The sequence below is a fragment of the Streptomyces sp. NPDC030838 genome, from assembly GCF_055572035.1.
Genome location: NZ_JBVIED010000014.1, coordinates 42,355 through 54,437, shown reverse-complemented (window position 1 = coordinate 54,437; position 12,083 = coordinate 42,355). Strand labels below are relative to the sequence as shown.

Sequence of the window (12,083 nt, the reverse complement as noted above, 5' to 3'; positions counted from 1 at the left end):
TGGACTGGTAATCATGGCGCAGTGGACCTCGGCGGTGGGGGCTGCGCAGCTCGCCCGGCTGCTCAAGTCCCAGCAGGACCGCCCGGCGGGCCCCGGCACCCGCCGTCCGCCCGCCTACCGGGCGCTCGCCGACGGCATCCGGCTGCTGGTCCTCGAAGGGCGGGTGCCGGTGGCCGCCCGGCTGCCCGCCGAACGCGAACTCGCCCTCGCCCTGTCCGTGAGCCGTACGACGGTCGCGGCGGCCTACGAGGCGCTGCGCACCGAGGGCTTCCTGGAGTCCCGGCGCGGCGCCGGCAGCTGGACCGCCGTACCGGCCGGAAACCCGCTCCCCGCGCGGGGCCTGGAACCGCTGCCGCCCGAGGCGCTGGGTTCGATGATCGACCTCGGCTGCGCGGCGCTGCCCGCGCCCGAACCGTGGCTCACGCGCGCGGTGCAGGGCGCCCTGGAGGAGCTGCCGCCGTACGCGCACACGCACGGCGACTATCCGGCCGGGCTGCCCGCGCTGCGCGCGATGATCGCCGAGCGGTACACCGCGCGGGGCATCCCCACCATGCCCGAGCAGATCATGGTGACGACCGGCGCGATGGGCGCCATCGACGCGATCTGTCATCTCTTCGCCGGGCGCGGCGAGCGGATCGCCGTGGAGTCGCCGTCCTACGCCAACATCCTCCAGCTGATGCGGGAGGCCGGCGCTCGGCTGGTCCCCGTCGCGATGGCCGAGGGCCTGACCGGCTGGGACATGGACCGCTGGCGCCAGGTGCTGCGGGACGCCGCGCCGCGCATCGCCTACGTCGTCGCCGACTTCCACAACCCGACCGGCGCGCTCGCCGACGAGGACCAGCGGCGGCGGCTGGTGGAGGCGGCCCGGTCGGCCGGGACCGTGCTGGTCGCCGACGAGACGATGAGCGAGCTGTGGCTCGACGAGGACATGGCGGGCGCCATGCCGCCGCCGGTGTGCGCCTTCGACCCGGCCGGGTCCACGGTGATCACCGTCGGGTCGGCCAGCAAGGCGTTCTGGGCCGGGATGCGCATCGGCTGGGTGCGGGCGGCACCGGACGTGATTCGCAGCCTGGTCGCCGCGCGCGCCTACGCCGACCTGGGCACGCCGGTGCTGGAGCAGCTCGCCGTGCACTGGCTGTTCAGCACGGGCAGCTGGGAGCAGGCCGTGGAGCTGCGGCGGGCGCAGGCCCGGGACAACCGGGACGCGCTGGTCGCCGCGGTGCGGCGGGAGCTGCCCGACTGGGAGTTCGAGGTGCCCAAGGGCGGGCTGACCCTGTGGGTGCGGGCCGGGGGACTGTCGGGGTCGCGCCTCGCCGAGGCGGGGGAGCGGGTCGGCGTGCGGGTGCCGTCCGGGCCGCGCTTCGGGGTCGACGGGGCGTTCGAGGGGTATGTGCGGCTGCCGTTCACCGTCGGCGGCGCGGTGGCGGACGAGGCGGCGGTGCGGTTGGCCGCGGCGGCGCGGTTGGTGGAGAGCGGGGGGACCGCGGGGACTGTGGGGGTGGAGGCCGGGCGGATGTTCGTGGCCTGAGGAGGTCCCGGTGTGCGGTGCCGCCCCTGGCGGCACGACTGTCCGCAGCTATGCCGGTTGTGAACTCTCGGCCGCGATCGCCTTCGCGGCGACCGGCTCGGCGTCGGTCTCAGGCTCCAAGACCTTCGGCTCCGCGACCTCCGGCTCGACGACCTCCGGCTCCACGACCTCCGGTTCCTCGTCCGCCGGTGTCGTACGCGGTGGCAGGAGATCGAGGACCGCCTGGCGGTGGGCGTCGCTGGTCGCGTCGTCGTACGGGTCGGGGGTCGCCGGGACCTGGAGGCGCAGCACCGGGCCCGCGCCGAGGCGGGCGTAGCCGCGGCCCGGCGGGACCTGGGCGGTCGGCGTGGTGTGCGGCGGGGCGCCGAGGACCGTCTCCAGTTGCTCGGCGGTGGCCGGGCCGAGGACGACACGCGCGCGCGTGTGCTGCCGTACGGCGTCGCTGAGGGCGTCCAGGTTGTCGAACTGCTCGGCGACGACCACGGTGACGCCCGCCGCGCGGCCGTGCCGCAGCGGCATCTGGAGCAGGGACTGCGGGTCCTTGTCGCCGTCGGCGGAGGCGACGTGGCCGAGCGCGGTCGGCCGGTCCAGCAGGATCCACAGGGGCCGCTTGGTGTCGTCCGGCGGCGGGTTGCCCTCCTGCCGGGCGCGGTTGACGGCGATCAGCCGGCGCTCGGTCTCGGTCGCGGCCCACTCCAGGCCGGCCAGCGCCCCCGGCAGCGCGCACTCGACCGCGAGTACGCCGTCGCGCCCGGTCAGGCAGGCGTACTCGCCGGTGCCGCCGCCCTCGACGATGAGGACGTCGCCGTACTGGAGGGCCTGCAGGGCGATGGAGCGCAGCAGGGTGGAGGTGCCGCTGCCCGGCTGTCCCATGACCAGCAGATGCGGCTCGGTGGAGCGGATGCCGGTGCGCCAGACGACCGGCGGGACGTCGCGCCGCTCCTCGCCGTGGGTGAGGGGGAGCGTGCGCTGCACCTCGGAGGGGTCGGTGAAGCCGAGGACCGTCTCGCCGGGGGCGGTGACGAAGCGCTGGGCGGCGATGTCGGTGGGCAGCGGGGCGAGGACCGTGACGGTGAGCTGGTTGCCCTCCTGGTCCCAGGCGAAGTGGTACTCCCGGCCGCGGCCCGACTTCGCGCTGAGCAGGTGTTCCACGCGCGCGCGGGCTCGCGGTTCGCCGTCCGGGAAGTAGGCCGGGTACTGGATCACCAGGTGGCCGACCCGGCCCGAGCCGTCGAACTCGTACTCGGGGAAGGCCTTCTCCCAGGCGCCACCGTGGGCGTAGAGCGGCTCCGGGTCCTCGGCGGTCGAGAAATACGGGACCAGGGCCTCGTACAGCGACTTCAGCCGCTCGGTCTGCGACGCGTCGGGCCCCTCGGGCGCGGACGGGGTGCGGTCCCGGCCCTGCCAGGCTGCCGCCGCCATCACGGTGATGACGGCGAGCAGCGGGCCGTACGGCACCAGGGCCACGACCAGGATCACCGAGGCCGCCAGGAACAGCAGCGGCCCGCGCCTGTCCTTGGGGGTGTCGGCCCACTTGCGCCGTCCGGCCGCCGCCAGCAGGCGCAGACCGCGGGTGATCGTGATCAGCGGATGGAGGACGTCGGTGGCGCTGTCGGCCGCCGTCCGGGCCAGCTCCCGGCTCCGGGCGATCTGCGCGCTGCCTGTGCTCAGGATGCGGGGGAGGGGGCGCCGGGCCACTGCTGTCTCCTGGAGGTGCGTACGGGCGGGACGGACGTCAGAACTTGATGCCGCCGAGGAGGCTCGCGAGGCTCTCGCCGCCGGCCTTGATGCTGGGCGCGATGGCCGTGCTCGCCAGGTAGAAGCCGAACAAGGCGCAGACCAGGCCGTGTGACGCCTTGAGGCCGTCCTTGCGGAAGAAGATGAAGACGACGATGCCGAGCAGGACCACGCCTGAGATGGACAGGATCATTTGAGTTCTCCTGGTTCGTGGGGACAGTCACCATGAGTACTTCCAGGCTCACAGGATGTATCCATACGATAAAAGGTGCAACTGAGTGAAATTTGGTGGATTTCCCCCAGTCGGCCGAGCCGTCTTCGGCCGGTTGAGCTGGGCGGTTGCCTCCAGGCGGGTCTGTCGTGATCTTTACCTCGGGCACATCGGGTCATGTGCCGCGTGAGCCAGTACGCTGGCGATTCACCTGAACGGTTGTAGCGAGAGGCGGTCCGGCCGATGAGTGAAGCCCCCGACCCCGAGGTCGTGGAGCTGGCGACGAAGATCTTCGATCTGGCCCGGCGGGGGCAGACCGAGGCGCTCGTGGCGTATGTCGACGCGGGCGTTCCGGCCAACCTCACCAACGACCGCGGCGACTCCCTGGTGATGCTCGCCGCCTATCACGGCCACGCGGAGACCGTCCGGGCGCTGCTGGCCCGGGGTGCCGAGGCGGACCGGGTCAACGACCGAGGCCAGACCCCGCTCGCCGGAGCGGTGTTCAAGGGCGAGGAAGCGGTCATCAGGGCGTTGCTGGAGGGCGGAGCCGACCCTTCCGCCGGTACTCCGTCGGCCGTCGACACGGCCCGGATGTTCGGCAAGGCCGAGCTGCTGAAGCTGTTCGGTGCGGATTGATTCGTAGCGTCTGATCAGGTAAAACGCACGTTCTGACCAGGTAGGGCAACGACCACGGGGGAGGCGGTACGGGGCCGCCGGAAATTTCGGTCGCGGCATCGAGAGACGCCGAGTCATCATGACGTCGTGATTCACGGACGCGATGGCTGGGCAGGTGTTGCCGCACCGCGCGGGCCGTGACGCGGTCCGCAAGGGCCACCGACGAGAGGCAGAGGAAGATGGTCTACAGCAAGCATGAGACGGCGGGCGCCCCGACGTGTTGTCACGCGGCCAGGTAGTGCTGTTTCCCGGTTGCGTCGACGCTTGATGTGAGGCTGTGTTTCCCATGTTCGATCCGGTCATAGCGCCCAGCGGTACGCTGCTCGGCCTGCTTCAGCGGGGCCGCGGCGACGGCACGCTCCACGCGCTCACCGCCCCCCGTGACGAGGCCCTGACGGCCCTGAACCACTGTGTGCTGCGCGACCCCCGCCACGACTGGCAGGTGGAGAACCGCTCCCTTTACTACGCCCGTCTCTATCTCGACCTGAACGGCGAACTGGACGCGATCGAGGCGCACCTCTTCGACCCCGAGGACATCCTCGACACCGACGAGTCACGCACCGGGCTCGCCCTGGCCGTCCTCGGCCACCTCGCCTCCTACGGCAGGCGGGACGCCCTGGAACTGTTGCGCAGGTACGCCGCCCACGGCAGCAACTGGGCCTGGGCCCTCGACGAACTCGCCCTGCGGGATGACGACGCCGGTCTGCGCGCTCTCGCGGCGCCCGTCCTCGCGCGTTTCCCGGCCGGCGCCGAGGGCGATGCCGAGCTCGCCGCCGTCGTCCGGGACTCCTTCGAGCCCAGGCCCTGGCGGCTGTGGGCCGAGGATCCGCGCGACTGGATCGCCACGCGCGTGCGTGCCGCCCAGGAGACCGGCTGCTTCGACCGCTGGCAGCGGCAGATGCGGCCCACCGGCCCCCGCCCCGGGTGGAGCGTGCGGGCGGTGTTCGAATGGGCCCAGCAGGGCCTCGAACGCGGCGCGGCCCTCCATGTGCCCGCCGCCCGCTGCCTGTCCGCCGTCGCGGGACCGGAGGACCGGCCCGAGATCATCCAGGCGGCCAAGGACGGCACCGACGGCGCCCGCTGCACCGCCTTGCGCTACCTCGCCGACAGCAACGATCCCGCCGCCCTCGATCTCATCGAGGCCGCCGTCGGCACCGGCTCGCCGACCGTCGTGGAGGCCGCCGTCGACGCCTTCGAGCGGATGCGCAGCGTCGCCGCCGTCGACCGCGCGCGCGGCTGGGCCCGCCGGCCCGATCCGCTGGGCGCCGCCGCCGGCCGGGTGCTGGCCTGCCGGGGCGGAGCCCAGGACAGCGATCTGGTCCTCGGCGCCCTGCGCGAGGCCGTCCGGGGCGAGGGCCCCGACGCGCCGACCCTGTGGACCCTCGTCGACGGCGCCGGACGGCTCGGCATCGCCTGCGCCGCCCCCGTGCTGCGCCATGTCTACCGGGAGACCGCCTCCTCCCATCTGCGCGGCCGCGCCGCCCGCGCGCTCGCCGCCACCGACCCCTCCTTCCCCGCCGGATTCGCCGTCGAGTGTCTCTGGGACTGCGAGGAGTCCACCCGCGAACTCGCCGCCCGGCACGCCGAGACCGGCGACACCCGGGTCGTCGAGCAACTGCGCCGCCTCGCCGCCGACCCGGCCGAGGAGGCGGAGGTCCAGACGGCGGTACGCAGCCGGATCGGGCCGGACATGCCGGCCGTGTGAGATCGGGTGGGCCGACGGATCGGGCGCCGTGTGAGACCGGGTGAGCCGACGGGCCGTGCGCAGTGTGAGATGCAGGTGAGCCGTCGGTTGGGCGCAGTGTGAGATGCGGTGAGTGGCCGGGCGGGGCGCCGCACGTATGCCATATGAGACCCGGTGAGCCGCCGGTCCGGGCGCCGCGCGCCCGCCGTGTGAACGCCGGGTGACCCGGGGGTCAGACCCGCATGGACGTGGTCTGACCTGCTCGGGGGTGGGGGCCAACGCTCATGGGACGTTCCTCGTCAGGAAAGATCCACGTTGACGCGGCCACGTCCAGCACGGCGACAACACCCGTATGCGTGTCGTCATCGTGACCGAATCCTTTCCCCCCGATGTGAACGGCGTGGCCCACTGCGCGCTCCAGACCGCCCGGCACCTCGTCGATCGCGGTCACACTCCCCTCGTCGTCGCACCGGCCCCCGCTCCCGGTCAGCGGCCCGACGCCCTCGCGCCGTGCCGTGTCGTCCACGTCCCCTCCCTGCCGCTCCCGGGCTATCCCCAGGTCCGTGTCGCCCTCCCCAGCCGGCGCCTCGCCGCGGCGCTCGTCGAGCACCGCGCGGACATCGTCCACCTGGCCAGCCCCTTCGTCCTCGGGGTGCGCGGCATGGCCGCCGCCGCCCGGCTCGGCATCCCCGCCGTCGCCGTCTACCAGACCGACCTGGCCGGATACGCCCGCACCTACATGGGTGCCGGCGAGGCCGCCGCCTGGCGGCGCATCCGCTCCGTGCACGCCGCCGCGGACCGCACCCTCGCGCCGTCCACCGCCTCCCTGCGCGACCTGGAGGCGCACGGCGTGCCCCGGGTACGGCTGTGGCCCCGCGGGGTCGACACCGTACGCTTCCGGCCCGGCCACCGGGACGAGGCCCTGCGCCGCGAACTCGCCCCGAACGGCGAGCTGATCGTCGGCTACGTCGGACGGCTCGCCCCCGAGAAGCAGGTCGAACTCCTCGCCGGGGCCTGCGGGCTGCCGGGCGTGCGGGTGGTGATCGTCGGCGACGGGCCCAGCCGGCCCGGCCTGGAGGAGGCGCTGCCCGGCGCGGTCTTCCTCGGCCGCCGCACCGGTGACGACCTGGCCCGGATCTTCGCCTCGCTCGACGTCTTCGCGCACACCGGCCCCTTCGAGACCTTCTGTCAGACCGTGCAGGAGGCCATGGCCAGCGGAGTGCCCGTCGTCGCGCCCGCCGCCGGCGGCCCCCTCGACCTGGTCGACCACGGCCGCACCGGGCTGCTGGTCCCGCCGCGCGACGCGGACGCCGTCCGGGACGCGGTGGCGTCCCTCGCCGCCGACCCCGCGTTGCGCGCCGCGTACGGCGCCGCCGCGCGGGTCACCGTCGAGGGCCGTACCTGGGCGGCCGTCGGAGACCGGCTCATCGAGCACTACGACGATGTGCTCGCCGCGCGGAAGGCGGTGCTGGCGGCATGACTTCGTCAGGGAGGACGGACGGGCCGCTGCGGATCGTCCGGCTGGCCAACTTCGTCGCCCCCGCCTCCGGCGGACTGCGCACCGCCCTGCGCGAGCTGGGCAAGGGCTACCGCGCGGCCGGACACGAACCCGTCCTGATCGTGCCCGGCGAACGGCACACCGATCGGGACACCGAACAGGGCCGCGTCATCACCCTGCCCGGACCGCTGCTGCCCGGCACCGGCGGCTACCGCGTGCTCACCGACAAGCGCCGTGTCGCCGCCCTCGTGGAGGACCTGGCACCCGACCGCCTGGAGGTCTCCGACCGTACGACGCTGCGCTGGACCGGCCGGTGGGCGCGGCGCGCGCGGGTGCCCGCGGTGATGGTCTCCCACGAGACCGCCGACGGGGTGCTGCGCACCTGGGGGCTGCCCGAGGGAGCGGCCCGGCGCGCCGCCGACGCGCTCAACGTGCGGACCGCGCACACCTACTCCAAGGTCGTGTGCACCACGGAGTTCGCCGAGCGGGAGTTCGTGCGCATCGGCGCCCGCAATGTCGTACGAGCGCCCCTGGGCGTCGATCTGACGCACCGCCACCCATCGTTGCGGGATCCGGCCATACGCGGCCTCCACGCGCGCGGGGACCAGGAGCTGCTGGTGATGTGCTCGCGGCTGTCCGTGGAGAAGCGGCCCGGCACCGCGCTGGACGCCCTCGCCGAGCTGCGCCGGCGGGGCAGGCGGGCGGTGCTGGTCGTGGCCGGGGACGGGCCGCTGCGCGGGCGGCTGGAACAGCGGGCGCGTGAACGGGGGCTGCCGGTCACCTTCCTCGGGCACCTCTCCGACCGGGGGCTGCTCGGCGCGCTCCAGGCCAGTGCGGATGTGTGCCTGGCGCCGGGACCCGCGGAGACCTTCGGGCTCGCCGCGCTGGAGGCCATGGCGTGCGGCACGCCGGTCGCGGTGAGCGCGTCGTCGGCGCTGCCGGAGGTCGTCGGGGCGGCCGGGGCCGTCGCGGCGGACACCGGGGCGGGCTTCGCGGACGCCGTGGAGGCGCTGCTGGAGCGGCCCGAGCGGGCGCGGCGCGAGGCGGCACGCGCGCGTGCGGAGTGTTTCGGGTGGGGTGCGGCGGTGGAGGCGTTCCTCGCCGCGCACGATGCCACGGTACGGAGCCGTCGCGTCGCGCCGTTCGTCGCGGAGGGCGTCGGATGAGACTGCTGCGGTTCGTCGCGCTGGGCGACTCGCTGACGGAAGGGGTGGGCGATCCGGTGGGGAAGGGGTGGCGTGGCTGGGCCGCGCTGCTCGCCGCCGGGCTCGCACCGGAGCCCGTGCGGTTCACCAACCTCGCGGTCAGCGGGGCGCAGACCCGGGACGTCCTGGAGACCCAGCTGCCCGCGGGACTGGCCCTGCGGCCGGACCTGGTGTCCGTCGTCGTCGGCGTCAACGACACGCTGCGCCGCACCTTCGACATCCATGCCGTCGCCGCCCGGCTCGACGAGGTGTACGCCGCGTTCACCGGGCAGGGCGCGGTGCTGCTCACCGCCTGTCTGCCCGATCCCGGGACCATGCTGGGGCTGCCCGGGGCGCTGGCCCGCCCGCTCGCCCGGCGGCAGCGGGCGGTCAACACCGTGGTCCACGCGCTGTCCGAGCGCCACGGCGCCGTGCACCTGCACGCCTGCGACGGGGCCTGGCTCCGCGACCGGGCGATGTGGAGCGCGGACCGGCTGCACCCCGGGGAGCGCGGCCACCGGCAGCTGGCCCTCCGCTTCCACGCGCTGCTGGCCCAGGCGGGCCTGGCTACGGGAGCGGCGCCCTCGCCCGAGCCCGAGTCCCCGGCGCCGACCAGAGCGGCCGGGCTGTGGTGGCTGGCCACCGCGGGCACCGGCTGGGTCGCCCGCCGGTGCACCGACCTGCTGCCCCAGCTGCTGCGCCTCGCCGCCGACGAGCTCCACCACGACGCCCGCGGCACCAGCGCTCGCCTCGACCTGCGGGCGGCCCACGCGGTGTCGGCGGCGCTGGCGGCGCTGTCGGTGGCGGAGCGGCCGGACGCGGCGTAGGCGCTGCCGTCGCGCGCTGGCCGGTGCGGGGTGAGCGGCGGGGGCGCACCGCGCGGGAGCGGACCGGTGTCCCGGGGGGCTGCTCGGGCGGCTGCTGTGGGGGCGGTGACGCGCGTATGGGTCAGCGGCGGGGGCGCACCGCGCGGTAGCGGACCCGGCGTCCCGAGGGCCGCCGGGGCGGCTGCCGCGGGTGGGTGACGCGCGCGTGGGTCAGCGGCGGCGCACCGCGAGGAAGCGAACCGGCGTCCCGGGGACTGCATGGGCGGCTGCCGCGACGTCGGTGGCGCGGACGACGCAGTGCCACCCCGCGCGGCACCAGCGCCCGCATCGATCATCGGGGGCCCACGCGGCATCGGCGGCACTGTCTGTGGCCGAGCGCCGGACGCGGCGTAGCAGGCTCCGGGGACCGGCTCAGCGGCGGCGTAGCGGGCTCCAGGGACCGGCTCAGCGGCGGCGTAGCGGGCCGCAGGGACCGCCTCAGCGGCGCCGTACCGCCAGAAAACGGACCGGCGTGCCCGGGACCGCCTGGGCGGCCGCCGGGAGGTCGGCGGGGCGGACGACGGCGATCACCGGGTAGCCGCCGGTGGTCGGATGGTCGGCCAGGAAGACCACCGGGCGGCCGTCCGGCGGCACCTGGACCGCGCCCAGCACCATGCCCTCGCTGGGCAGCTCGCCGGGCCGGGCCCGCTCCAGGGCGGGCCCCTCCGTGCGCAGCCCGATGCGGTTGCTCGCCGCGGACACCCGGTAAGTGCGGGAGGTGAAGTCGCGGAGTGCCCGGCGTGTGAACCAGTCGTCGCGAGGGCCCAGGGTCACCCGCAGGAGCAGTTCGGCGGGCGGCGCGGGCTGGGGGGCGGCGTCCACGCGCGCGTGGGGCTCGCCCGGAGTGCCCAGGGGCAGCACCGCGCCGTCCGTGAGCGGCGTCGGCCCCAGGCCCGACAGCAGGTCCGTGGAGCGGCTGCCGAGGACCGGCTCGACGGCGATGCCGCCGGAGACGGCGACGTAGCTCCGGACGCCCGCGCGGGCCGGGCCCACGTCAAGGAGCGCCCCGGCGGGCACCCGGACCGGCGCGCCCCAGGCCGCCGGCCGCCCGTCCACGGTCACCGCGCAGGGCGCGCCGCCGACCGCCACGGTGACGGCCGACCGGGGGCGCACCGCGCAGCCGGTGAGCGTCGTCTCCAGGACGGCCGCCGTGGTCGGATTGCCGACCAGCCGGTTGACCAGCGCCGCCGCAGGAGCGTCGAGCGCCCCGGAGCGTGGCACCCCCAGGTGGGCGTGACCGGGACGCCCGAGGTCCTGGACGGTGGTCAGGGCTCCCGCGCGGACGACGGCGAGGGCACGGTCGGTCATACGGCACCCACTCCGGCCTCCGGCACGAACCGCACCCGCCTGCCCGGCGTGAGCAGCGCCGCCGGTACGCGCGCGTGGTCCCACAGCACCGCCTCCGTGCTGCCGATCAGCTGCCAGCCGCCGGGCGACGACCTCGGGTAGACACCGGTGTACGGCCCGGCCAGCGCCACCGACCCCGCCGGCACCGCGGTGCGCGGCGTGGCCCGGCGCGGGACGTCGTAGCGCGGTGGCAATCCGGTGAGATAGCCGAAGCCGGGGGCGAACCCGCAGAAGGCGACCCGGAACTCGGTCTCCGCGTGGATGCGGGCGACCTCCTGTGTGGACACGCCCCAGTGTGCGGCGACCTCGGCCAGGTCCGGGCCGTCGTAGCGCACGGGGATGCGTACGACCGTCCCCGGGCTCGGCGGGGCGGGCGGTACGTCGGCGGCGGCCAGGTCGGAGGCGACCCGGTCCGGGTCGGTCAGGCCGTCGAGGAGGACCGTCCGCGCGGCGGGCACGATCTCCCGCACCGTCAGCGAGCCCTCCGCGCGGCGGCGCAGCAGCTCCGCGTGGAGCGCCTGCGCCTCCTCGCCCGACGACACCTCCACGAGCAGCGCGCCGTCCCCGACAGGCAGCACCCTCATGCGAAGGCCTCCACCCGCACGCCCGCCGACTCCAGCCGTTCGCGCACCCTGCGGGCCAGCTCGACCGCGCCGGGCGTGTCCCCGTGCAGGCACAGGGATCGCGCGCGGACCTCGATCGGGGTCCCGGAGTGTGCCACCACCGTGCCGAACCGGGCAAGGCTCACCGAGCGCTCCACGACGGCCTCCGGGTCGGTCACCACGGCGCCCTCCTGCCCGCGCGGCACCAGCGTGCCCTCCTCGGTGTACGCGCGGTCCGCGAACGCCTCCGTGACAGCCGGGAGCCCCGCCTTGGCGGCCAGCTCCAGCAGCCGCGAGCCGGGCAGGCCCAGCACCGGCAGCGTGGCGTCCGCCAGCAGCACGCCGTCGACGACCGCGGCGGCCTGCCGCTCGTCGTGGACCACGCGGTTGTACAGGGCGCCGTGCGGCTTGACGTAGGCCACGCGTGCGCCCGCCGCGCGCGCGAAGACCTCCAGGGCGCCGATCTGGTAGGCCACCTCGGCCGCCAGCTCGGCGGGCGGCACGTCCATCGCGCGCCGCCCGAATCCGGCCAGGTCCCGGTAGGAGACCTGGGCGCCGATCGTCACCCCGCGCTCGGCCGCCAGCTCGCACACCCGGCGCATGGTGGCCGCGTCCCCCGCGTGGAAGCCGCAGGCCACGTTGGCGCTGGTGACCACGGACAGCAGCTGCTCGTCGTCGGTCAGCCGCCAGCGGCCGAAACCCTCGCCGAGGTCGGCGTTCAGATCGATCGCGGTCATGGTCCCCTCTTGTC

General features: G+C 75.2%; 11 protein-coding genes. 6 read left to right on the top strand and 5 right to left on the bottom strand.

Going from position 1 to position 12,083, the window contains the following annotated elements; translation table 11 throughout:
- The first annotated feature begins 13 nt into the window (after positions 1–13).
- Positions 14–1,528: an SCO1417 family PLP biosynthesis transcription factor gene (locus tag ACZ42A_RS29865; RefSeq protein WP_468530398.1), complete on the top strand. Its 1,515-nt coding sequence runs from the start codon at positions 14–16 to the stop codon at positions 1,526–1,528.
- 48 nt (positions 1,529–1,576) lie between these two features.
- Here ACZ42A_RS29865 and ACZ42A_RS29860 read toward each other — a convergent pair whose 3' ends face one another.
- Together ACZ42A_RS29860 and ACZ42A_RS29855 are read right to left on the bottom strand one after the other, a co-directional pair.
- Positions 1,577–3,226, bottom strand: a complete 1,650-nt coding sequence (locus ACZ42A_RS29860; protein ID WP_468530397.1) for a hypothetical protein — start codon at positions 3,224–3,226, stop codon at positions 1,577–1,579.
- Between the two features lie 37 nt (positions 3,227–3,263).
- Positions 3,264–3,458, bottom strand: a complete 195-nt coding sequence (locus ACZ42A_RS29855) for a hypothetical protein (protein WP_468530396.1) — start codon at positions 3,456–3,458, stop codon at positions 3,264–3,266.
- A 261-nt stretch (positions 3,459–3,719) separates the two neighbouring features.
- On the opposite strand from ACZ42A_RS29855, the gene ACZ42A_RS29850 reads away from it, so the two are divergent.
- The 5 genes from ACZ42A_RS29850 to ACZ42A_RS29830 all read left to right on the top strand — a co-directional run bounded on the left by ACZ42A_RS29850 (position 3,720) and on the right by ACZ42A_RS29830 (position 9,344).
- Positions 3,720–4,112 carry an ankyrin repeat domain-containing protein gene (locus ACZ42A_RS29850; RefSeq protein ID WP_468530395.1) on the top strand — a complete coding sequence of 131 codons (393 nt, stop codon included), beginning with the start codon at positions 3,720–3,722 and terminating at the stop codon, positions 4,110–4,112.
- 325 nt (positions 4,113–4,437) lie between these two features.
- The gene (locus ACZ42A_RS29845) at positions 4,438–5,856 is read left to right on the top strand and encodes a HEAT repeat domain-containing protein (protein ID WP_468530394.1); all 1,419 of its coding nucleotides are present in this window, start codon (positions 4,438–4,440) and stop codon (positions 5,854–5,856) included.
- A 331-nt stretch (positions 5,857–6,187) separates the two neighbouring features.
- The gene (locus ACZ42A_RS29840) at positions 6,188–7,315 is read left to right on the top strand and encodes a glycosyltransferase family 4 protein (protein ID WP_468530393.1); all 1,128 of its coding nucleotides are present in this window, start codon (positions 6,188–6,190) and stop codon (positions 7,313–7,315) included.
- Positions 7,312–8,499, top strand: a complete 1,188-nt coding sequence (locus tag ACZ42A_RS29835) for a glycosyltransferase (RefSeq protein ID WP_468530392.1) — start codon at positions 7,312–7,314, stop codon at positions 8,497–8,499. Before ACZ42A_RS29840 ends, ACZ42A_RS29835 begins: the two co-directional genes overlap by 4 nt.
- Positions 8,496–9,344 (top strand): SGNH/GDSL hydrolase family protein, encoded by an 849-nt coding sequence (locus ACZ42A_RS29830; protein ID WP_468530391.1) that lies wholly within the window; start codon positions 8,496–8,498, stop codon positions 9,342–9,344. The genes ACZ42A_RS29835 and ACZ42A_RS29830 overlap by 4 nt, the downstream gene beginning before the upstream one ends.
- Positions 9,345–9,821: 477 nt before the next feature.
- Here the strand turns inward: ACZ42A_RS29830 and ACZ42A_RS29825 are convergent, their stop codons facing one another.
- The 3 genes from ACZ42A_RS29825 to ACZ42A_RS29815 are packed head-to-tail and all read right to left on the bottom strand — an operon-like array spanning position 9,822 to position 12,069.
- Entirely contained in the window at positions 9,822–10,691 is an 870-nt protein-coding gene (locus ACZ42A_RS29825) for a 5-oxoprolinase subunit C family protein (RefSeq protein ID WP_468530390.1), read from the bottom strand.
- Positions 10,688–11,314 carry a 5-oxoprolinase subunit B family protein gene (locus ACZ42A_RS29820; protein ID WP_468530389.1) on the bottom strand — a complete coding sequence of 209 codons (627 nt, stop codon included), beginning with the start codon at positions 11,312–11,314 and terminating at the stop codon, positions 10,688–10,690. Before ACZ42A_RS29820 ends, ACZ42A_RS29825 begins: the two co-directional genes overlap by 4 nt.
- A complete protein-coding gene (locus tag ACZ42A_RS29815) occupies positions 11,311–12,069 on the bottom strand; it encodes a LamB/YcsF family protein (protein ID WP_468530388.1) in 759 nt (252 codons plus the stop codon). The genes ACZ42A_RS29820 and ACZ42A_RS29815 overlap by 4 nt, the downstream gene beginning before the upstream one ends.
- Positions 12,070–12,083 lie beyond the last annotated feature (14 nt).

What these genes read in the sequence shown, in the direction of transcription:
- ACZ42A_RS29865 (WP_468530398.1), top strand. Translation starts at nt 14, where the DNA reads ATGGCGCAGTGGACCTCGGCGGTGGGGGCTGCGCAGCTCGCCCGGCTG.
- ACZ42A_RS29855 (WP_468530396.1), bottom strand. Translation starts at nt 3,458, where the DNA reads ATGATCCTGTCCATCTCAGGCGTGGTCCTGCTCGGCATCGTCGTCTTC.
- ACZ42A_RS29850 (WP_468530395.1), top strand. Translation starts at nt 3,720, where the DNA reads ATGAGTGAAGCCCCCGACCCCGAGGTCGTGGAGCTGGCGACGAAGATC.
- ACZ42A_RS29845 (WP_468530394.1), top strand. Translation starts at nt 4,438, where the DNA reads ATGTTCGATCCGGTCATAGCGCCCAGCGGTACGCTGCTCGGCCTGCTT.
- ACZ42A_RS29840 (WP_468530393.1), top strand. Translation starts at nt 6,188, where the DNA reads ATGCGTGTCGTCATCGTGACCGAATCCTTTCCCCCCGATGTGAACGGC.
- ACZ42A_RS29835 (WP_468530392.1), top strand. Translation starts at nt 7,312, where the DNA reads ATGACTTCGTCAGGGAGGACGGACGGGCCGCTGCGGATCGTCCGGCTG.
- ACZ42A_RS29830 (WP_468530391.1), top strand. Translation starts at nt 8,496, where the DNA reads ATGAGACTGCTGCGGTTCGTCGCGCTGGGCGACTCGCTGACGGAAGGG.
- ACZ42A_RS29825 (WP_468530390.1), bottom strand. Translation starts at nt 10,691, where the DNA reads ATGACCGACCGTGCCCTCGCCGTCGTCCGCGCGGGAGCCCTGACCACC.
- ACZ42A_RS29820 (WP_468530389.1), bottom strand. Translation starts at nt 11,314, where the DNA reads ATGAGGGTGCTGCCTGTCGGGGACGGCGCGCTGCTCGTGGAGGTGTCG.
- ACZ42A_RS29815 (WP_468530388.1), bottom strand. Translation starts at nt 12,069, where the DNA reads ATGACCGCGATCGATCTGAACGCCGACCTCGGCGAGGGTTTCGGCCGC.